Consider the following 20,192-nt stretch of genomic DNA (forward strand, 5'->3'; position numbering starts at 1 on the left):
ACAATTCGTCAATAAACTACAAAAAAAGTCCCTATCCAATGTAGAGACTTGTTTCTACTTTATAGCTTTAACCGCCACTGCACAAATCTTAAATTCTGGCATGCGACTGATTGGAGCTAAAGCATCATTTGTTAATCGATTAATCGCTAATTCTTTGCCCCAATGAAATGGAACAAAAATCGTTTTAGGTTGAATCCCTTCTGTGATTTTCACATGAAAATCAAGCGATCCTCTTCGACTTATAATTTTCATTTTTTGATTTGGAATCAAACCCATTTTTCGGGCTAACCAAGGATGAATTTCTGCAACGGGTATCGGAGATTTTTTGTTCAAAATTTCAGTTCTCCGAGTCTGGGCACCACTTAAATAATGATTCGCAAGACGACCTGTTGTTAATATATACGGATATTCCTCATCTATTGGCTCAGCAGGTTTTTTTGGTTTAATGGCAAATATATTTGCTTTTCCATCCTCATGGTAAAACCTATTGTTAAACATCATAGGTGTCCCTGGATGATTAGGTTCTGGACAAGGCCAAAACACACCTTTTTCCTCTTTCAAACGATCATAAGTCATTCCCCCATAATCAGCTTTCCCGCCTGCTGAAGCTCTTGTTAATTCATTAAATACATCTTCAATTGAATGATACTGAAAATACTGTCCACGACCTAATCTCTCAGCAAACTCACAAATAATTTCATAATCTAGTGGATTCTCATTTGGAGTTTCCAATACTTTAGCCCTATGAAAAACACGACCTTCCAGATTTGTTAACGTTCCTTCTGCTTCTAAAAATGAAGATCCTGGTAACAACCAATCTGCATATTCTGCTGTTTCAGTTTCAAATAAATCAACTACTACTAATAGTTCTAACTTTTTTAATGCTTGCTCAACAACAGCATTATTGGGACTTGATACAATTGGATTGGAACCTAATACAATCATTGCTTTAATCTCACCAGCATTTATTTTCTCAAACATCTCAAACGCAGAGACGCCCTTTCCAGGCAATTCATCTGGAGAAATTCCCCACACTTTTGCAACATGTTCTCGTGCTGATTGATCCTCTAACAAACGATATCCAGGAAGCTGATCTGCTTTTTGGCCGTGTTCTCTTCCACCCTGTCCGTTTGCTTGGCCTGTAACTGCACCAAAACCACAGCCTGATTTACCAATTTTCCCTGTGGTTAAGCATAAATTAATATAATTTAATGTATTTTCTACACCGTTTACCTGCTGTTCCAACCCTCTTGCAGTAAATACAATGCCTGTTTTTGCTTTGGCAAACCCACGAGCAATCGTTCGAATTTTAGGAGCAAGGATACCTGTCATTTCTTCTACAACATCAGGTGTATAGTGCTTCACCGTTTCTATTAGTTCAGAAAATCCATTTGTTCTATTCTGTACAAACTGCTTGTCATACAGTTTTTCATTCACAATGACATTTAATAAAGCATTAACAAACATGGCATCAAATCCAGGTTGTAAACGTACATGAATATCAGCCAGTTTAGAAGTTTTCGTATTTCTAGGGTCTATAGTAACGATCACTGCGCCTTTTTTCTTTGCTGCTATTAAGTATGGCATCATCGTTGGTTGGCATTCCGCAATATTAGTTCCTGCTAAAATAATGTACCTTGCATTCTCTATTTCAGATAAAGGGAGCGTTAATCCTCGATCCACTCCGAATGCTTTATTTCCAGCTGCTGCAGCAGAAGACATACAGTACCTTCCGTTATAATCAATATATTTAGATTGCAATGCTACACGGGTAAACTTACCTAATAAATAGGAAACTTCATTAGTTAAAGATCCGCCTCCAAAAACGGAAACTGAATCTTTCCCATGTCTGTTTTGTAACTCTTTAATTCTAATTGAAATTTGATCAAATGCTGTTTCCCAACTGGTAGTAGACCACTTCTTGCCACCATCGTTATCCACTCTAACCAATGGTCTTCTTATACGGGATATGTGTTCAACATGATCTAATGAATTTAATCCTTTTTGACAAAGTCGTCCAGTAGCTACTGGAAAATCATAACTAGGTTTAACTATCATGCTTGATTTTTTTCCACTTGGAACAAGTTGCAAGCTACACTGCATACTGCAAAAACAGCAGTGAGATTGATTAGATACGGGCTGGTTTTTTTGTAATTTTTTCTTTTTTTTAAACATCGTTAAAGACATGTAACTCTCCCTCCCGTAAAATTACCCAAATAGTGACTTAGTACAAGCTAGCAGATCCATTAGTAACCTTTAAGAAGGATTCGATAATGTTTATTAGCTAGCGATCTCACTTTTTTCTAATAAGTCAATATATACTTTACCATTTTCAATAGATACATCAAAGGTTTTAACACATCCAGTATCTGGATTCTGCACTAAACCTGAAGATAAATCAATTTTACGGTCATGTAAAGGGCAAAACACATATTCCCCACTTACGATCCCTTCTGCTAAAACACCATCTTTATGAGGACAGCGATTTTCAATCACAAGTATTTTCCCACTTGTTAAACGAAAAATAGCTAACTCTTTATCCTTAAAACGAACCGTCTTTCCTGAATTCACAGGTAATTCATCATACATAGCTACTTCTACCCATGATCTTTCACCATTTAAATTGTTCATTCCGTTCATCCTCCTATTTCTTTTCATTGTCTTTTTAGCCGATCACTTCGCTTCAATTACTTCATATAAATCCTTTTGTATTTTTTCACTTTTTACAGCTTCCTTCCAAGGATCTTTTAATACGGATAGAGCTGTATCCATTCTTCCACAAAGTTCTTTACGTTTAGTTTCATCTGCTAAAACGTCTTGAATATGTTGAACTCCTAAGCGTTCAACCCATTCCGATGTACGTTCTCCATAAACTCCAGTTTCACGGTAATATTGTAAATAAGCTTCTGTATATTCAATCACTTCTGCTTCTGTTTTCACGGTCGATACCAAATCACCTTTGCGAAGTTTTACACCACCGTTACCACCGGCATACAATTCCCATCCACCGTCAATTGCAACAACACCTAAATCTTTGATTCCGGATTCTGCACAGTTACGAGGACAACCTGATACGGCCATTTTCACTTTTGCAGGCGTATTTAAACGTTCAAAACGTTTTTCAATTTGAATCCCCATTCCCATAGAATCAGCAGTTCCAAATCGGCAAAATTCTTCTCCAACACATGTTTTAACTGTTCTAACCGCTTTACCGTAGGCATATCCTGAAGGCATATCCAACTCTTCCCACATGTTTGTCAAATCTTCTTTTTTTACACCTAACAAATCTATTCTTTGACCACCTGTGATCTTTACTTTAGGCACATTATATTTCTCAGCTACTGTAGCAATTTTTTTCAAATCTGCTGGATTTGTAACTCCACCATACATACGAGGTACTACAGAATACGTACCATCCTTTTGGATATTGGCATGCATTCTTTCATTTACAAATCGTGAAGTAGAATCATCTTTATATTGCTCCGGATTCACCATGCCTAAATAATAGTTAATTGCAGGTCTACATTTCGAGCAGCCTTCATCATTTTTCCAGCCTAGAACACTCATCACCTCACGTACATGAGAAAGTCCTTTTTCCTTTATTTGTGTTACAATTTCGTCTTTTTCTAAATCAATGCATTCACACATCGTTTCTTTTTGAGCTGATTTATCAAATTCATCACCTAAAGTGTACTCTAGTAAATCATTTACTAAAGGTTTACATCCTCCACAAGAGCGAGAAGCCGTTGTGCAGTTCTTCACCTCTTCAACTGAAGTTAATCCCTGCTCTTTAATCGCTGAACAGATCTCACCTTTACTTACTCCGTTACAACCACAAATGATTTCCTCATCACTCATGTCAGCGACACTAGATCCTGCATTACCATTTTCACCAGGTTCTTGTAGAATAGCTGCTTTTTCAAATCCAGTAATGTCTGTTTCGTTACGTATCATTTGCATTAATCTAGAGCCATCTGAAGTATCTCCGAATAATACTGCACCAATAATCTTGTTTTCTCTTATTAAAACCTTTTTATAAATGCCTGAAAATTCGTCTTCTATTTTAATCGACTTTGTATTCTCTCCATCAATAAACTGTCCACCTGAAAATACGTCTACTCCAGAAACCTTTAATTTAGTATATACTACTGAACCTTCATATGGATTTGTATCTACTCCAGCAATATTTTTTGCTAATACAGCACCTTGTTCAAATAACGGGGCAACTAAACCGTATCCGATTCCTCTATGTTCTGCACACTCCCCAACAGCAAATATATCTTTAATGCTCGTTTCTAGAAAATCATTTACTACAATGCCCCGTTTAACTTCAATACCTGCATCTACTGCAAGTTGAACATTTGGAGTAATTCCCACCGCCATCACTACTAAATCTGCATCCACTTTGGAGCCGTCGGAAAATTTTAAACCTTTCACTCTATCTTTTCCTAGAATTTTCTCTGTTTGTTTATTTAATAAAAAGTTCATACCTTGAGACTCTAATTTGTCTTGAAGCATTTTTGAAGCTGTTCTATCCAATTGCCTTTCCATAATAGAATCACAAATATGCACAACATCTACCTTCATACCAAGATTTAAGAACCCTCTTGCTGCCTCTAACCCCAACAATCCTCCACCGATTACTACTGCTTTTTTATAGTTTTTAGCAGCTTCCATCATATATTCACAATCTTGAATCGTTCGATAAGCAATAACTCCTTCTTTATCAGCACCTGGCAATGGAAGCATAAATGCATTAGATCCTGTAGAAATAATTAATTTATCATAAGAAATGGTTGTTCCTTTGTCACTTGTTACTGTTTTTGATTCCGTATTTATCTTCGTGATGGTTTCCCCTGTATATAGTGAAATACCATGTTCCTTATACCATTCATAACTATTAATGACAATATCGTCTACTTTGGAATCTCCCGCTAACACGTAGGATAGTAAAATACGATTATAGTTTGGATGAGGTTCTGAACCAAATATTGTAATGTCAAACTGATTTGGAGCTAGTTTTAATATATGCTCGACTGTATTCACACCAGCCATCCCGTTCCCTATTACTACTAGTTTTTCTTTTTGAGTCATTATCACTCGCCCCTTCCTTATAGATTAAAGGTAAACAAAAAGAGACCTACTGATGTTATTGTTATACATCAGATAGGCCTCGTTGCCATCTTTCATTTATAGACACGCCATTGTGTCATTCAATTAGAAACTCCAATAGAAGTTTTTGTTAACACAATTATATATCTTCCGAAATCACATGTCAAGTTTATTGACATAGTTAAACTAATTTAAGTAATTTAATTTATTCACATTTTTTGTTTTTACGTCAAGTTGATGTTATATATTATAGAAATTATGCAACAATCTTTTCCCCAACCCTACATTCTTCTATTTCTAAAGCTTGTTGTTCTATCGCTTCAACATCTGGTTCCTTTAAAAAGAAACATGCTGCAAAACACACTAGAGAAGCACAACCAATGACTACAAAGAAAGCCTGCGGACTTACAAAAGTAAGCACTGTTAAGAATGTAGTCGCACCAACATTCCCATACGCGCCAACCATGCCCGCTACCTGCCCTGTTAAACGTTTTTTAACTAAAGGCACCATTGAAAATACGGATCCTTCACCTGCTTGAACGAAAAACGAACAAGTCATTGTTAACATTACAGCTGCTACGATTGACCAACTTGAATTCATAAATCCCATACATAAATATGTGATAGATAATCCAGCAACAAGAATAGTTAAGGTTTTTTTGCGGCCAAATTTATCACTCAACCAACCTCCACTTGGTCGAGCCACTAAGTTCATAAAAGCATAACTTGAAGCAATCATTCCTGCTTGTGTTACTGAAAGATTAAATGTAGTCAGGAAAAATAATGGCAGCATAGAAACAACCGCTAATTCAGAACCAAATGTACAAAAATATGCTAAATCCAAAATGGCCACTTGTTTGAATGAATACTTTTCTTTTTCCTGTACCCCTTCTTGTATGTGATCTTTGTTTACAGACCATATTTTATAACAATTTAAAATAAATAATAACCCTAACATTCCATATATTAAACCAGATATTACAGGATTAATTAATCCTAACCCCTGAACTTTCCATGTAAGGACTCCTAAAATGATATACATCGGTAAAGTCATCGCCATTAAAAAGATCATGTCCCCATAACTGGTAACTTCCATCGCACCACTTTTCTTAGGACGTTTATATTGGCGACCTTCGGGCGTATCTTTCACAGATTTAAAATAGATCAAAGAATATAACAAACTAACGAATCCAGTAAATCCAATTGCCCATCTCCATCCATTTTCCAAACCAAAAAATTGTTCCATAATATAAACTGCAATTAGTGGAAGTGTAAAAGCAGCTGCTGCGGACCCAAAGTTACCCCAACCCCCGTACACACCTTCTGCAATACCTACTTGTTTCGCAGGAAACCATTCAGATACCATGCGAATCCCAATTACAAAACCTGCCCCAATCATAGCAAGTAAAGTACGTGCTATAAAAAGTTGAATGAAACTATCTCCCAAAGCAAACATAAAACAAGGAATACTCATGATTGCCATTAGAGATGAGTAAACTTTACGGGGACCGAATCGATCAACTAACATTCCTATAATTACACGTGCAGGTATAGTTAAAGCCACGTTCATTGTCAGTAATACTCCAACTTGTTGATCCGTTAAATTTAAAGTTTCTTTAATGGTGGCAACAAATGGTGCCATATTAAACCAGACGACAAATGTTATGAAGAATGCAAAGGTAGTTAACATTAAAATCTTAATATTTCCTTTGTAAGGGTTTCCTGTTTTAGTACTCATACCACTCACTCCTTAGTTTTTTACTGCATTTTGTAAAATACTGACACCCCGTTGTGTCTTTAACCTTTTTTTAAAAAATAAAACCTACCTACAGAATAAACCTGTGAAAAGGGTTCACTCAGTAGATAGGCACCTTTGCCTACTAGCTAACTCAACACATCTTCGTGTTGAAACGATTTTATTTAAAGTTATTATAATTAATCCATAAACATATGTCAACTTAATTAACATAAATATAAATATCAGATATATATTGTGTTTTTATAAGTAATTCTTCTTAAAACAATTGAAAACGCTCTCCTAAGACGTACATTAAAGTATGTTATCTTATTTATGTTCGTTTTTTAAGGAAATACATAGACTTCCCCCATCTAATTATGTTATATTTATAACTAATCCATGTTAGTATATATAACATATAGTTGTCCAATTATTATTATTTAAATTTCAATTTAAAATATTTACTCTAAATTTATGTTAAAACAGAAAAATGACCATATTTTTAGTAGGTAAATAACTTTGATGGGGGTTTTTTTATGCTACAATATTTCCTTCTCATCAACGATTCAAATGTTTTGGAAATGGGAGAGAAAAAAGTTAATTCAACTTCAAATTTCATTGAGACATTAAATACCATAGGTTATCGTGTCCAATCCATTACTACTCAAAATATTATTGAAAAGAAAGTTTTAAACCCCATTGATGCTGTTATTTTAAGAGTTAGAATATCAGATTTGTTTCAATGGACACAAAAAATTATATCTATTAAAGATGTTCCTCTTATTTGGTGGTGTGATTCTTATACCTCTGATAATGATGAATGTAAATTAAACTTAGGGATTGATGGTATGATCTTTCCCCAAATGGAGCCGGCAAAATTGCATTGGTGTTTTCAACTAAGTGCAAATCATCACCAACTAAAAACACAGTGGAAAAAAGAGCGTCAACAATTATTGTTTAAATTAGAAGAACGAAAATGGATCGAACAAGCCAAAGGAATTATTTCTAAGATGAAAAATATCCCTGAAGCAGAAGCCTATGATTTTTTACGCAAACAAGCTATGAACGATAGAAAGAGACTAGCAGATGTAGCAATTTCAATTGTTAAAGTTCATCAACTACTAAACGAATAAATGGATTCTTACAATTCGCTAGCCTTTATTTGACAAAATTATTTCTCGGGAAATATAAATTGACAAAATATTTCACACTTTGTCCTTTGATCTCCTATCACTTTTTATTTATGATGATTAATAGTAGCTTAGGAATTATATCTAGAAAATGTCTGGAGGCAATTTTATGTCAAACGATAGGAAGTTTGTGCTTTTTGCTTTTAGTCTCATGTTGATATTAACAACAGCATGTGCTCAGAACACATCTGAATCAGATATTGTAGACAAAAACTCATCAGAGTATAAGATTTATAAAAAAAGTCAATGCATTTCATGTCATGGCACTGATTTAGAAGGTCGTATGGGACCATCAACTAACCTACAACAAGTTGGAGCTCGGTTAGATAAAGAAGATATCAAAAATATATTACTTAATGGAAAAGAAGATACTCATATGCCTGCTTATGAGGGCGTATTACCAGAAGAAGACATTGAATCTCTAACGAATTGGTTGTTTGAAATGAAGTGACATATTTAGATTTAAAATAAAGTTTGATATAAAACTTCAATCAAACCTATATTCTATGGAAACAAAAAGAATCTATTTTGAAAGAAGGTTGATCAAAATGGATTCTAAATTGAATATTAGCTACTTGGTTTTTAAAAAAGATTGATTATCTTCTAGTATAATATTCCATAATCGTGCCATATAGTTGAATAACGTTATCATTTTTAACATCCTTAAAATTTCTTACTTGAAGAAGAGTTTATGATTTAATGTTTAATCAAATAACTCTAATGCTTCTTCTAAGTGATAATCATCTTCATTATTTTTTAAATGATCTGATATTATCTTCTTACATTCTTTCTTAATCTCTACTGGTAAATCCTTCGAAATTTTTTCTAACAACAGAAATGACTCATTACTTATCTCAATACTGTTGTTCAGAAGTAACTTGGTTATCTCTATAGTATGAGCAGAATAATCTAAGCTCCTTAATGCATAGAGAAGTGTACCTCTACTCCCTTTTGTTTTAGGATCTGCCAGTAGATTCATAATTGGCTCTACAGATTTATTACTCCCTATATCGCCAAGTGCAATAGCAATTGCATTTCTTAGAATATTACTATCAGTTTGTTTTAAGTTTTCTATTAGATTATCTACATATGAACTATCCTTTTTCTCGCCAATTTGTTTAACAATTAGAATTGCTTCTTCAATTCCCCCATTAACTATGTGTTGTTCTAAATTTAACTCATACAAAATATCACTCCATTTATCAATTTAACTTTAAGCTATTAAAATCATCCAAATTCAAAAGGCATTCTTCTTTAAGAAATGCGCCATAGAGTTGAAGATCACTTTATCAAATATTTTCGAAGAATTTTTATATAAAATAAATATTCTCTAATATTATTCCGTCTCTATCACTAGCAAAATATAGAGCTATCAGGGATTCAGGAGTATTTTTATATGTTAGTTTCATACTCCTCTTTACTACAAACCTCGATTATGACCTCATTATTTGAATCTGAATCAGCACGATAATTTCTAATATTTTTCATCATCAATTCAGTAATTATTTCAGGATTGTTTTTATAACTATCTTGAATATCTCCTGTAACAGATTCTCGATATGTATAAAATACATTGTCTCCCTCAGATACTTTAAAATATCTACGATCAACAAAATATACTTCTCCATACTTTTCTAGTTGTCGATCCAATTCACTTTGACTTACTTCCTTTGATAACAATCCATATTTAGTATTAAAATAAAACTCTTTTTCAAACGTAATGACTTCCATCATTTCTTTGCTAGGAGTGTTTTCATAGTTTAATTGTATTTTACTTATAAAATGAGAACTTGAATATTCAACTTCACCTTCATAACCATAATATTTATCACCCTCAATGTGAATAGTTTCATCAACTAGGCTCCATGTAAAAGTTTCGATCATACAAGAACCCCAATTACAGCTTTGGAACCAACCTTTTCCATTAGGTAATAAAACAAACCAGTCATCACCTTGCGCACCTGGAGCATACAGTATATCCACTGACCAACTTCCAATTATTTCCTCGATCAACAAATTAACGCCTCCCCTTGTTTTGTTTTAAATATCTCGTGATATAATAAAACAATCATAATTCTTTCCCTTTCCCTAGCAATTGATTGCACAGCTTTACTATACACTGTGTTGCATATCCCTTTTTCTTATATGCCTCTAAGGTTGCTACCCCCACTACGATCGATGAAATCCCTTATATATCATGGAATTTCAATGAAATTGTCGGACGACAAGAACCTTATTATATTATATAAACATACTTTCTATTTTGATTCGTGATCGGTTGTTGAATAAGTATGATTGTTTTTTGTTATGAAACACTTAATTTTGCCATCCGAATCCAAAGATTCCGTCTTAAAAAACTCTGGATATAATTCTAATTTCGATAATTCATCAATCGGAAGCCAATGTAACGTTACTTTACCATATGACTCTTCAAAGAAAGCATGTTTCATAAGGCGTAATTCGGCACTTGATTTAACCGAGTAAAAAAAGAAATCTCATGGTTAACAGTACCTTCATAAGAAGTAAAGAAGTTTTCGTGAACATACTTTAATTCACCAAGTTCAAGACGATGTTGAGTTTCCTCAAAAATTTCTCGTAAAATTGCTTCTTCTGCAGTTTCCCCAAATCTTACACGACCACCTATCGTATAATAAAACGAAGTTTTTTCATCTTTTGCCATTAAAATCTCATTTGAATCAATGATTATTGCCCCAACACGACAGCTAAATTTCCCATTTAGTATATCTAAAGTAATGTCCCCATTTATCATGTATTTCACCTACTAACCTGTTTTTTATTTTTGGATTTATGTTATTGTTTTAAGATTATTTTGTAATCCAATTCTCATAGTTGACATTAAAACTATTTTTAGCAATGTCTCTTGCCTCTTCTAAAGATTCACAATCAATATCACCAATTACCTCCCAATGCAGGTCACAAGAAAATAGATAATACTCGTCACTTCCTACATACTGACAAATAGCCATGGCAGTAATAAGTAATCCATCAATTATTTCATCTTTTTCATTAATAATCCCTACTGTTCCAAATTTATTAGAAACTGAATTTGAAGTATATTGGATTACCTTTGCACCATCTAATACATTAGATATAACCATATTATCCACCTTGCCTTGATTTATTAAATAAAGTCTTCAATTAGACCTGATTATAAGTATTTCAAAAAATCATAATTTTCACAAGGAGTTCTTCCACAATCTGGTCCCATTCATAAAGAAAGACGCTTCTCTATTAAAGAATAGCGCCATTTCGTAGAAGAGTGATTAATTTATACATGTACCATGTTGAATAAAAAATGGTACATTTAAAAACTCTAAAGTTTTCCTGGTTTTCTCAACAGCCTCTTGTAAAGAGAACCTCATTATTATAGCTAGGTTCACCTCTCTTTTAATGCTTCATACAATCCTCCGTAGTCCCTATAATCAATGTTAGATATTTTCCCTTGTTCGTATATATGTGCTCTTCCGATTACTTTTGCTTTTTTTTCTTCTTCATTTCCCTTTTTATATATCACATTTACTGTAAAATCATAGGCACCTTTTGTAAATTCATTTTGTATGACATCAACACTTTCAACGTTAAATATAAAGTTTGTATATATTTGGAATTGTGTCGCATATAAAATAATAAATTTTTCATACATATTTTCAGTAAAATAAGACTTATATTTTGTTTCTATGTAACTATCTCCTTCAGTTATTATCTTTTCAATTAATTCTAGATCAGGTGGAATTTGTTCTACTAATGTTGATACCTTTTCATATAATTCAACCCATTCTTGATCAGTTGTAAATTGTTGTTGTAATACGGATTTAATAACTATGATGTTTTCATTTTCAATAGCTGATTCTGTCTCTGATGAACACCCAACTGTTAATATTACAAGGGTCAACAACGTTATAACAAGAGCTTGTTTTTTAACCATTGTAATCCCTCCATATTTAATAATCTTCTATATTTACGATTAAACACCTGCTTTGGTTTCGAATAATTTGAAAACAGCTATGCAAAACCACAATAACATGATTTACACTTTATTTATTTTGAATTTTTAACGAAGTGGACGAAAAACAGCCGTTCATTAAGAATAGAGACATTAATTTAAACAGTGTAGCGTTAGAAACTGCGAATTTACAACGTTAAGGATTTCAAAAGATTAAATAAAAGCTAAATTCTAAGTATTTAAACCTTCCTTATTTAAAGATTTAGATATGCAAAACGATCTATGGCCCTTCTGTTTAAAAAGGAAAGAACAACAAGATAGCTATCTTTTCTCTTTACTTAAAGTGCTCATTATTTCAGCATAGAGTTCATCAAGAGGTTTAGAGCTGTCGATCTTTATGACAGGACTCATTGATATTGAAATTTAATAGAATTGTTCCGCATATGTACCTGACTTACCCTTATCTTCTTCTGACCAATATGTTTTACACCATTCTATAAAGTCATTTGTATACTCACCATTTTCATCTAGCCACATTCGACTAAGGTTATTTCGTTCAATTTCTCTATTCCTTAAGCGTTTCATACGAACTTCTTCATCAAGTGAAAGAAAAACTAAAAGGTCACGGTTACAGAAGCCTTCAGGATACCACATGAAAATGGAGCCAGATGCTATATAATTATCGTTAGAACTAATATCTTTCTGATACATTTCAATTCGTTTTTCAATTGGATTAATTTCCGAGAAAAAACTATCTCTCCAATAATAGTTATCTGTATCAATCCACTTGATAATTTCTTTTTCACTGATGTATTTTGCTAATGTACTTTTTCCAGTACCCGAACCACCAATTATTTGGACTTTCACAAACATCCCCTTCTCAAAAAAAGCAACTCTACTTTATATTTCCAAATTACTTTTTATTATTATTAATTATTTCAAATTATCTTAATTTTCACAATAAGAGTTATTCAGCAATATGGCCCTTACCATAAAGAAAGACGCTTTTCTTAGAGATCCAGATTGTGGAAGGTACAATATATTCAGACTCCTCATCCTTTGGATATATTTAATAAGCCACCGGTCAAAAAAATTGAATTAACTCCCCAAAAAATAACACGTTTAGTTATTGAAATATTTATTTAGAAACCCATCACTCTCTGGTAAAAACATATTGACACCAAAATAGGTTAAAATTGAAAAAAGAAGACTCCACATCGTGATACTAATAATCATCCAATATAATGTTTTTGTTTTAGTTCCCCCGAATACAAGGCTCATGAAAGACGTAAGATGACTACCTACTAATAGAGGTCCGATGAGGGTAAGCCCGATCAAACCATATCTCTTCCATAGTTTTTCTGCTCTTAAGGAACGCTTATTAGTTGCCTTTTGTTTTTTATTTTTTTTGATCTTATTTCTCCACTCTTTAATCTTCTCGATAAATAAAATCAACAAAAATACGGTTAAAATATTCCCTGATAACCCTATGATCACAACAAGTATAGGCGATAAACCAGCAACAATGGCAATGGGAATCACTGCATATGCTTCAAACAAAGGGATCGCAGAGAATATAAACACAAGTAGATATGCCCACAATAATTCAAAGAAATTCATATTTCCCTCCTAAACGTTACACTTTATATTTTTTAAATTATTAGGTATTGCATTAACTTAATTGGATTGTCAACACAAAACTAGATAATTATTTTCCTTTTTAATCCATTTTTTTGTTTGACTTCCCTACTTCCACAATATGGCCCAAATCATAAAGAAGACGCATATCTAATTAGAGAAATACGCCATTTTGTTGAAGAATATATCTCTTCATAAATGAGCCCGATTAATTAATAATGCAATACTCCTGTTTCAATATAATTAATCCATTGTTCTCCTGTAAATTCACAGTTACCTGTTTCAATCTGGACATTTGGTAACTCTGCAATTACTTTTGTTACTGCAAGCCATAAGTTTATTTCAGATTCATATCTATTTATCGCAATATAAAAACCGTTATTTTCCACTTTTACGTTTTCTATAAACACTCCAAATTCCGTATCTTTCACTTTATTGGTTTCTTGAAGAAACCATCCTGAGTAATCAGGATAAGGAACTTGCTCTGGTAATTTTATTTCACTTCCTCCATATCTCCAAGAAGTTTTAAATCCCTTTAATTCAAGAAGTTTTATCCAAGCAAATGACTTTGGTAAAATTGTATTTTTTACATTAGCGAATAAATATTTTTCGCTTACCCAAGGCTTAGTAATTGTTCTTATATAAATAGGTTTATCAATATATAATGCTTCACAGTGTAGCTGAACCATTTCAGGTAAATCAAATTCTATCCCTATTCCGACCGACAACTTAATAGGAACTACTCCTTCAACGCAATGATCAATATGTTGAAAATGATCATGAAAATCTTTTACACCTTTTTGGGGTTCCAGCAACATAATTTCCTTCTATTTGAAAACCAACACGCATTCTAACTGTGCTTTCATCAATCTTCTGTAAATCTGAAACATAGCCATCTTCAAATCCAAAGTTATCATTAAGCCAATTATCCAAATCCTTATATGTTGTTATTATTTGCATTCTTTAATCTCCCTCAAAAGTCATCATATCACAGTATTTAAATCAAATATTAGCTAATTATTCTATTTTGTTATTCGATTAAATGATCCAAAAGTAAAAGACACCATTCTTCGAGAAGAGCACCATATTGTAAAGACTTACTGATTTATGTTCTTTATATGACTTAAAATCTCAGAGACCCCCATAGCTATAGCACCATTTAACATCCCTAATACCGATATAATTAGAACAATTCCATCGTATTCTCCAATAAAAATTCATACCAAAAAATATTGCACTAAACGCAAATACAATGATACCAAATATAAATAAAAACCTTTCCATCATCTATACTCCTTCCAACTAAATAGTATTGAATACTCTTCAATTATTTCTATGACTCTTTATTGACAATTCAAACTATAGTAGGATGAATATATCATATCCGTTGAGATTTATTATAACTTTATTAATAATTATTATTTTTATAAAGTTAATCTTGTAATCTGAAATACTTAGATAATTTTTCTAGATACGTATCATAATCATTAGATTTACAATTTTTCATTATTCCTTTAATAGTTGCATTAATAGTATTAATATTGAAATCATTCATAATTAAATATCCATGTCCTACTTCTATTATACTAGTTTCAAGAATTTCACTTAATCTTGTTGGACTTACAACATCGAATGTAAGTAAATTAGATGAGAACTTAATATTAGGTACTCCAACATAAACTTGAAATTGGATATAAAAATCATTATCGTCTTCTCCCCAATTTTCATCCTTTGAAATAGCCTTTATCTCTAGCATTACAATCCCCCCTACCCCTATATTTTTTATTCTATGGTAGTTAAAAGCATTGGCAGCTTATTCAGTATCTCTCTCTAAATCAAATAGATGGTACGCAAAAACTACACTTCAACAGTTAATTAAAGTCATAATCTTTTTTTAATTCAATCAACAGATATTGTAATTCACTCATCATCTGTTCATCTAAAGGATCTTTTGAAAGTTCATCTAATACTTGGATTAATTCCTGTTTTTTACTTATGTCATCTATATCTTTATTTAAATAAGTCATCTGAAGTAAATAATCTAATAATACTATAGAATAAACTTGCACAACATAAGTCTCGTCATAATAACTGGTAAATTTAGAAAGACTTTCAGCTTTAGTTGCATGTCTGATAACATGTGATGATAAACTTGAATCATTTTCTAGAGAACGTTTAAGTATTCTTAAACTTGATAAAAATTCTTGATCTATATGATTTTGTTCTCTACCTTCCTTTTTTAACTCGTTCATTTGATATACATTAAATGAAAATGAGGAAAAAAGTACTATGATTAAAAAAATAATATTTATATTAAATTTATTCATATAATAACTCCTCAGCTATTATAAAAAAGGGATGTCCCCCTTCTTTTATTCATGCTAATTAAATTAAAAAAAACATAAACCTTTTCCTAAAATCTACAAGTTATAATAATAAGTTGGGCATATATATCTTATTAAACTAGTTTATTATAATACTAGGGATGTTCACTATAAGTAAATGTTACCAGATGTTATTTTCAGAAGAGTTTGTTCCACAATCTGGCCCATCCATAAAAAAGACGCTTCTCTATTAGAGAATAGCGCCATAGTGCTGAATAAAAACACTAAAGATCTGAGATAGTAATTAGCAATCCGAGTTTATTAATCCTTTTGTGATTATATGGTATTTCAACTAACTTTTTGTAATCCTCATTCCATAATATATAAATAAAATATGGTTTGTTTTCTAAAAATTGATTTGGATTCACTTCTCGAAACGATAACACTCATTAGGATAAACTTCACTACAATCGAATAAATCTAGTATATCGTTTTCAATAGCTATTCCACCAATCTTAAATTGAAAGTTACTATATAGATCAGTAAGAAAGTTATTGAAACCAGGGAGATCATCAATCTTTATAGCTTTTTGCCCCCATTCTGGTACATCAAATTCACATCCAAAAAACCAAAAATTTATCAAAAGAGCATTTGAGGATACTTGTTCTATTTGTAATGTTGCTTTACGCCTACCAGCAACATGAACATATAACTTTACTTCCATAGAATATATTTGAACTGTATGTGGATCTTCTTCATCATATGGATAACCCTTAACAAATGATTCGATCTTAGAATCAAGTTTTTCATCAACAACCTCAATCTGATTATGGGATTTAGACAATTTATTCAGTATTGTTTTTATAATATTCTTCTTTTCGCCTTTAAGTTCCAATAAGAAACTTACTTCAAGAAAAGGACCACCTCTCAACCACTGTGAATCATCCATAAGTAACCTCCAATCCAAATACAATTATTTAATTTATGCGCCATATTATGGAAGACTTCCAATTAATTGTACTATCATACATACCAAGCATTTTCTTTAAAATCATTCCATTGCAAAATAAAACTCTTAGCATGAAGTTTTAAACTAAAAAATTCATGTGCTCCTCCATTAATACCGAATATATCAAAAATGAAATAGTCTTTAACCTGTTTCTTATTAAACTCTAATAGTTCCATTTCTTCTAAATCAGCAATTAAGATGTTTACCTTCATATTTTCTTCAAAGAGTATCACTTCGCTCTTTGTAACATTGATAAAAGTTAGCTCACATCTGTCTGTTGATTTTGCTACATCATAAGGATTAATTGGATGTTTTTCTGAAATGTTAATAAATTCTAAACCTATTGTAACTAGGTCCTTTTCTACTTTCACTTGTTCAACTAGACAATCATGAAAATCCAAGTAATCAAAATAATCGCTTGTGATTTTATATCTCCAAGACCTCATTTTATTTTTCAACACCATTCTAATATCAGTGAATTTATCAAATAGTTACCTTCCCAAAGCTTAAAGTAATAGAAAAATTTCTCATCACCAAATTTAGTTGAAATTCCTAAGTTGGTTTCAAGAATAAATTTTATTGAGTTGAAAGTAATATTGTTCATTATTAAAAATCATATAGGGGAATTAATATCTACTTAGGTTCAGCCACCGAAGGTATAAAAGTGAAAAGTAACTATTCAGGTGGAATATCTAATAACCATGGTAAAAATGCCTCTATACAAAGTTCAATTACATTGTCATCAACCTCTACATTTAATAAACTAATTGTAAAGTAATCCTCATCATTTTTATACAACACATCAATTGCTTCTGTTTTTGCTCTTCTTATAATGTTTCCAAATAATTTGTATTCAGCAATATACATATGTTTGCTATTCTTTGCTTCATAAAAGTGACTAACTCTTGCATCTTTTTTAAGATTTACTCCTATATTTATGCATAGAGATTTTACGTCTTCTGGAAAATACATTGTTGCAAGTGCATAATTTTGGCAATATATACAGTTACAATCATCTTCATCTCCGATGAATGGAAGGTCTTTATAATATTCTAATGTCCTAGCATAATCAATCTCTATTTCATACTCAGCAAACTTATAAGTTCTCATATTAACTACACCTTCATTTCATAATATGCCATTTAAGCAAAGTTGTACTATAGATTATATCAGTTTTATTTTCATTAACCTATATTCATTAGTTTATAACTACACAATTTCAAAGCTCATTTACCAACACAATTAAGAGTTAAGTATACCCCCCTCATAATTGTCACCTTGTTCAACAATATGGCCCCACTCATAAAGAAAGACGCTTCTCTTAGTGAAAAGCGCCATATTGTTGCAAAACTTCCATCCTTATAATCCTTAACAATACTTTTGACAGGAGAAAGCAAAGCGTCTCATTTGATACAATAAGAATCGATTCTTTGCAGTTCATTTTTATCATTAAAAATATAGACATCACAGGCTGAAACTAAAGATAATTGTTCACCATTGCGAATAAATTCAGCTGTTCCATTTACTGCAACACAATTTTTTTCGGAAATTACATTCAATGTAGTGAATTTAGTGGTTATAGTTTTGAAATAATTTGAAGTTTGCTTGCATTCTTCTATTACAGCTTCCCTACCTACTAAGGTTTTGTCACCAACGATATTCCATTCAATTATTTTTGCTAGAAATGGAAAAGTAGGCTCAAAATTACCATTAGAAAATGACTCTGCTATTTGTTTTTGCGTGAGAACATGGCTTTCTGAAGTCATAGTTCAATTCCTCCTCGAATAATTAGATAAACTTTATTTTATAATCAGATAAAAAAATGACTCCAGTTTTATACAAACGTCATTTCATTATCTACTCCTTGTCTTCATTCACCTTTGACAATGTTAGTAAGCGTATTTGTAAAATTCGAAATCTTGTTTCCTCCTATGTATTGATTGTTGCTTAAAAAAATAATGACAAGCTCTGAATCAAGCTCACGATAAATATTCGCTAAATACCCTGGTAAGTACCCTGCATGTTCAACATTATTTCTCTGCGTAAGCCACCCATATCCATATTCATATCCATTACCATAGTCGGAATTTAAAGGAATTTTAGTATAAGGAGCATACATCTTATCTATTGTCTCTTTTTTTAGTAATTTTTCAGAATATAATCCCCTATCCCATTTTACTAAGTCATTCATTGTTGTATACAAACCCCCGGCAGCATGGAACAAGAAATACTCATCATATTGACTAGGATAAACATTATTTTCTGTAATCACTTTTTCATATCCAATCGCTTTATTTTCTTGAATGTTCCAATCCAAACTATAACCTGAATCTAACATCCCTAAAGGTTCGAAAATATTTTCATATAAAAAGGTTTCATATGTATCCCCCGAGATTTGTTCTATTATCAATCCTAATAAAAAATAATTGGAATTACTATATTCATATTCTTCCCCAGGTTTAAAGTTAAGAGGAATGTCACTATATAAAGCAATGGTTTCTTCTGCGGATGGCAACGAAGTAATATTAGACCCAAGACTCTTTTCAAAGTTCTCAACAAGACTTGGATGACCTGTATTTACAATACCAGATGACATGGATAATAAGTGATGAATTGTAATCTCATTAAATTGGTTTGCATCTGGGAAGTATTTTGTAACTTGATGATCAAGATCAAGCAATCCTCTTTCCTCTAACTGTAATATCGCTGTGGCTGTAAATTGTTTAGTTAAAGATGCCATGATAAATTTCGTGTCCAATGTATTTGGGATATCTTGCTTATAGTCAGCCATACCAAATGTTTTGGAATAAATCTCTTCACCTTCCATCCCAACATACACAGCTCCTGAAAAATCATGTTTTCTCTCAATAGAAGACATAGTAGAGTCTATTTCATTATATAAATCTGAAACTTCACTTTCTTTATCAATAGAATTTTCCGCACTACATCCGACAATTAGAAGAGATAAACTAATAAGTACAAGAAACATCGTTTTTTTCAAAAATATCGCTCCTTTATTTATTATGCAATGCCATTAAATACGAAGGAGCTGCCAAGAAGTTTCATTTTTTAATATAGTGTAAAAAAAACGGAAAATTAAACACCATATAGTTCGTAATAATCTCTTTTTCAACAAAATGGCCCCAAATCATAAAGAAAGGCACTTCTCTCAAAGCGTCATATTGTTGAATAACGTCAAGTATAATAAGACACCAAA

At 32.0% G+C, this 20,192-nt stretch carries 23 protein-coding genes; 2 read left to right on the top strand and 21 right to left on the bottom strand.

Annotated elements, in window-relative coordinates; all coding sequences use genetic code 11:
- Positions 1 to 54: 54 nt before the first annotated feature.
- The 4 genes from VQL36_RS18430 to VQL36_RS18445 all read right to left on the bottom strand — a co-directional run bounded on the left by VQL36_RS18430 (position 55) and on the right by VQL36_RS18445 (position 6,850).
- On the bottom strand, positions 55 to 2,187 hold the full coding sequence (locus tag VQL36_RS18430; protein WP_349250704.1) for a molybdopterin oxidoreductase family protein: 2,133 nt from the start codon (positions 2,185 to 2,187) through the stop codon (positions 55 to 57).
- Positions 2,188 to 2,280: 93 nt separating this feature from the next.
- Positions 2,281 to 2,631 (bottom strand): nitrite reductase small subunit NirD, encoded by a 351-nt coding sequence (gene nirD / locus VQL36_RS18435; RefSeq protein ID WP_349250705.1) that lies wholly within the window; start codon positions 2,629 to 2,631, stop codon positions 2,281 to 2,283.
- Positions 2,632 to 2,673: 42 nt separating this feature from the next.
- Complete coding sequence (nirB, locus tag VQL36_RS18440; protein WP_349250706.1) at positions 2,674 to 5,094, bottom strand: nitrite reductase large subunit NirB; 2,421 nt, start codon at positions 5,092 to 5,094, stop codon at positions 2,674 to 2,676.
- A 274-nt stretch (positions 5,095 to 5,368) separates the two neighbouring features.
- The gene (locus VQL36_RS18445) at positions 5,369 to 6,850 is read right to left on the bottom strand and encodes a NarK family nitrate/nitrite MFS transporter (protein WP_349250707.1); all 1,482 of its coding nucleotides are present in this window, start codon (positions 6,848 to 6,850) and stop codon (positions 5,369 to 5,371) included.
- Between the two features lie 536 nt (positions 6,851 to 7,386).
- Here VQL36_RS18445 and VQL36_RS18450 point away from each other — a divergent pair.
- Entirely contained in the window at positions 7,387 to 7,983 is a 597-nt protein-coding gene (locus tag VQL36_RS18450; protein WP_349250708.1) for an ANTAR domain-containing protein, read from the top strand.
- A gap of 166 nt (positions 7,984 to 8,149) precedes the next feature.
- Positions 8,150 to 8,491: a cytochrome c gene (locus VQL36_RS18455; protein WP_349250709.1), complete on the top strand. Its 342-nt coding sequence runs from the start codon at positions 8,150 to 8,152 to the stop codon at positions 8,489 to 8,491.
- A 252-nt stretch (positions 8,492 to 8,743) separates the two neighbouring features.
- On the opposite strand, the gene VQL36_RS18460 is transcribed toward VQL36_RS18455, so the two are convergent.
- The 17 genes from VQL36_RS18460 to VQL36_RS18540 all read right to left on the bottom strand — a co-directional run bounded on the left by VQL36_RS18460 (position 8,744) and on the right by VQL36_RS18540 (position 19,976).
- On the bottom strand, positions 8,744 to 9,226 hold the full coding sequence (locus VQL36_RS18460; protein WP_349250710.1) for a HEAT repeat domain-containing protein: 483 nt from the start codon (positions 9,224 to 9,226) through the stop codon (positions 8,744 to 8,746).
- Between the two features lie 206 nt (positions 9,227 to 9,432).
- The gene (locus VQL36_RS18465) at positions 9,433 to 10,053 is read right to left on the bottom strand and encodes a hypothetical protein (protein ID WP_349250711.1); all 621 of its coding nucleotides are present in this window, start codon (positions 10,051 to 10,053) and stop codon (positions 9,433 to 9,435) included.
- Positions 10,054 to 10,298: 245 nt separating this feature from the next.
- Positions 10,299 to 10,490 carry a hypothetical protein gene (locus VQL36_RS18470; protein ID WP_349250712.1) on the bottom strand — a complete coding sequence of 64 codons (192 nt, stop codon included), beginning with the start codon at positions 10,488 to 10,490 and terminating at the stop codon, positions 10,299 to 10,301.
- Positions 10,487 to 10,810: an NUDIX domain-containing protein gene (locus tag VQL36_RS18475; protein WP_349250713.1), complete on the bottom strand. Its 324-nt coding sequence runs from the start codon at positions 10,808 to 10,810 to the stop codon at positions 10,487 to 10,489. The genes VQL36_RS18470 and VQL36_RS18475 overlap by 4 nt, the downstream gene beginning before the upstream one ends.
- A 55-nt stretch (positions 10,811 to 10,865) precedes the next feature.
- The gene (locus VQL36_RS18480) at positions 10,866 to 11,159 is read right to left on the bottom strand and encodes a hypothetical protein (RefSeq protein ID WP_349250714.1); all 294 of its coding nucleotides are present in this window, start codon (positions 11,157 to 11,159) and stop codon (positions 10,866 to 10,868) included.
- Between the two features lie 278 nt (positions 11,160 to 11,437).
- On the bottom strand, positions 11,438 to 11,986 hold the full coding sequence (locus tag VQL36_RS18485) for a hypothetical protein (protein ID WP_349250715.1): 549 nt from the start codon (positions 11,984 to 11,986) through the stop codon (positions 11,438 to 11,440).
- A 441-nt stretch (positions 11,987 to 12,427) separates the two neighbouring features.
- A complete protein-coding gene (locus VQL36_RS18490) occupies positions 12,428 to 12,871 on the bottom strand; it encodes an AAA family ATPase (protein WP_349250716.1) in 444 nt (147 codons plus the stop codon).
- A 255-nt stretch (positions 12,872 to 13,126) separates the two neighbouring features.
- Positions 13,127 to 13,624: a small multi-drug export protein gene (locus VQL36_RS18495; RefSeq protein ID WP_349250717.1), complete on the bottom strand. Its 498-nt coding sequence runs from the start codon at positions 13,622 to 13,624 to the stop codon at positions 13,127 to 13,129.
- 230 nt (positions 13,625 to 13,854) lie between these two features.
- Positions 13,855 to 14,460: a hypothetical protein gene (locus VQL36_RS18500; RefSeq protein WP_349250718.1), complete on the bottom strand. Its 606-nt coding sequence runs from the start codon at positions 14,458 to 14,460 to the stop codon at positions 13,855 to 13,857.
- Positions 14,420 to 14,602: a hypothetical protein gene (locus tag VQL36_RS18505; RefSeq protein WP_349250719.1), complete on the bottom strand. Its 183-nt coding sequence runs from the start codon at positions 14,600 to 14,602 to the stop codon at positions 14,420 to 14,422. Before VQL36_RS18505 ends, VQL36_RS18500 begins: the two co-directional genes overlap by 41 nt.
- A 472-nt stretch (positions 14,603 to 15,074) precedes the next feature.
- Positions 15,075 to 15,398 carry an Imm8 family immunity protein gene (locus tag VQL36_RS18510; protein WP_349250720.1) on the bottom strand — a complete coding sequence of 108 codons (324 nt, stop codon included), beginning with the start codon at positions 15,396 to 15,398 and terminating at the stop codon, positions 15,075 to 15,077.
- 115 nt (positions 15,399 to 15,513) lie between these two features.
- Positions 15,514 to 15,894: a hypothetical protein gene (locus VQL36_RS18515; RefSeq protein WP_349248841.1), complete on the bottom strand. Its 381-nt coding sequence runs from the start codon at positions 15,892 to 15,894 to the stop codon at positions 15,514 to 15,516.
- Positions 15,895 to 16,390: 496 nt separating this feature from the next.
- Positions 16,391 to 16,915 carry a hypothetical protein gene (locus VQL36_RS18520; protein ID WP_349250721.1) on the bottom strand — a complete coding sequence of 175 codons (525 nt, stop codon included), beginning with the start codon at positions 16,913 to 16,915 and terminating at the stop codon, positions 16,391 to 16,393.
- Positions 16,916 to 16,989: 74 nt separating this feature from the next.
- Positions 16,990 to 17,421 (bottom strand): hypothetical protein, encoded by a 432-nt coding sequence (locus VQL36_RS18525; protein WP_349250722.1) that lies wholly within the window; start codon positions 17,419 to 17,421, stop codon positions 16,990 to 16,992.
- A 229-nt stretch (positions 17,422 to 17,650) separates the two neighbouring features.
- Complete coding sequence (locus tag VQL36_RS18530; protein ID WP_349250723.1) at positions 17,651 to 18,085, bottom strand: hypothetical protein; 435 nt, start codon at positions 18,083 to 18,085, stop codon at positions 17,651 to 17,653.
- A gap of 293 nt (positions 18,086 to 18,378) precedes the next feature.
- Complete coding sequence (locus tag VQL36_RS18535; protein WP_349247913.1) at positions 18,379 to 18,741, bottom strand: hypothetical protein; 363 nt, start codon at positions 18,739 to 18,741, stop codon at positions 18,379 to 18,381.
- 104 nt (positions 18,742 to 18,845) lie between these two features.
- Entirely contained in the window at positions 18,846 to 19,976 is a 1,131-nt protein-coding gene (locus VQL36_RS18540) for a serine hydrolase domain-containing protein (protein ID WP_349250724.1), read from the bottom strand.
- Positions 19,977 to 20,192 lie beyond the last annotated feature (216 nt).

Source organism: Chengkuizengella sp. SCS-71B, assembly GCF_040100845.1.
Classification (GTDB): Bacteria; Bacillota; Bacilli; order Paenibacillales; family KCTC-33759; genus Chengkuizengella.

What these genes read in the sequence shown, in the direction of transcription:
- VQL36_RS18430 (WP_349250704.1), bottom strand. Translation starts at nt 2,187, where the DNA reads ATGTCTTTAACGATGTTTAAAAAAAAGAAAAAATTACAAAAAAACCAG.
- nirD (WP_349250705.1), bottom strand. Translation starts at nt 2,631, where the DNA reads ATGAACAATTTAAATGGTGAAAGATCATGGGTAGAAGTAGCTATGTAT.
- nirB (WP_349250706.1), bottom strand. Translation starts at nt 5,094, where the DNA reads ATGACTCAAAAAGAAAAACTAGTAGTAATAGGGAACGGGATGGCTGGT.
- VQL36_RS18445 (WP_349250707.1), bottom strand. Translation starts at nt 6,850, where the DNA reads ATGAGTACTAAAACAGGAAACCCTTACAAAGGAAATATTAAGATTTTA.
- VQL36_RS18450 (WP_349250708.1), top strand. Translation starts at nt 7,387, where the DNA reads ATGCTACAATATTTCCTTCTCATCAACGATTCAAATGTTTTGGAAATG.
- VQL36_RS18455 (WP_349250709.1), top strand. Translation starts at nt 8,150, where the DNA reads ATGTCAAACGATAGGAAGTTTGTGCTTTTTGCTTTTAGTCTCATGTTG.
- VQL36_RS18470 (WP_349250712.1), bottom strand. Translation starts at nt 10,490, where the DNA reads ATGAAACATGCTTTCTTTGAAGAGTCATATGGTAAAGTAACGTTACAT.
- VQL36_RS18475 (WP_349250713.1), bottom strand. Translation starts at nt 10,810, where the DNA reads ATGATAAATGGGGACATTACTTTAGATATACTAAATGGGAAATTTAGC.
- VQL36_RS18480 (WP_349250714.1), bottom strand. Translation starts at nt 11,159, where the DNA reads ATGGTTATATCTAATGTATTAGATGGTGCAAAGGTAATCCAATATACT.
- VQL36_RS18485 (WP_349250715.1), bottom strand. Translation starts at nt 11,986, where the DNA reads ATGGTTAAAAAACAAGCTCTTGTTATAACGTTGTTGACCCTTGTAATA.
- VQL36_RS18495 (WP_349250717.1), bottom strand. Translation starts at nt 13,624, where the DNA reads ATGAATTTCTTTGAATTATTGTGGGCATATCTACTTGTGTTTATATTC.
- VQL36_RS18500 (WP_349250718.1), bottom strand. Translation starts at nt 14,460, where the DNA reads ATGTTGCTGGAACCCCAAAAAGGTGTAAAAGATTTTCATGATCATTTT.
- VQL36_RS18505 (WP_349250719.1), bottom strand. Translation starts at nt 14,602, where the DNA reads ATGCAAATAATAACAACATATAAGGATTTGGATAATTGGCTTAATGAT.
- VQL36_RS18510 (WP_349250720.1), bottom strand. Translation starts at nt 15,398, where the DNA reads ATGCTAGAGATAAAGGCTATTTCAAAGGATGAAAATTGGGGAGAAGAC.
- VQL36_RS18515 (WP_349248841.1), bottom strand. Translation starts at nt 15,894, where the DNA reads ATGAACGAGTTAAAAAAGGAAGGTAGAGAACAAAATCATATAGATCAA.
- VQL36_RS18520 (WP_349250721.1), bottom strand. Translation starts at nt 16,915, where the DNA reads ATGGATGATTCACAGTGGTTGAGAGGTGGTCCTTTTCTTGAAGTAAGT.
- VQL36_RS18525 (WP_349250722.1), bottom strand. Translation starts at nt 17,421, where the DNA reads ATGAGGTCTTGGAGATATAAAATCACAAGCGATTATTTTGATTACTTG.
- VQL36_RS18530 (WP_349250723.1), bottom strand. Translation starts at nt 18,085, where the DNA reads ATGAGAACTTATAAGTTTGCTGAGTATGAAATAGAGATTGATTATGCT.
- VQL36_RS18535 (WP_349247913.1), bottom strand. Translation starts at nt 18,741, where the DNA reads ATGACTTCAGAAAGCCATGTTCTCACGCAAAAACAAATAGCAGAGTCA.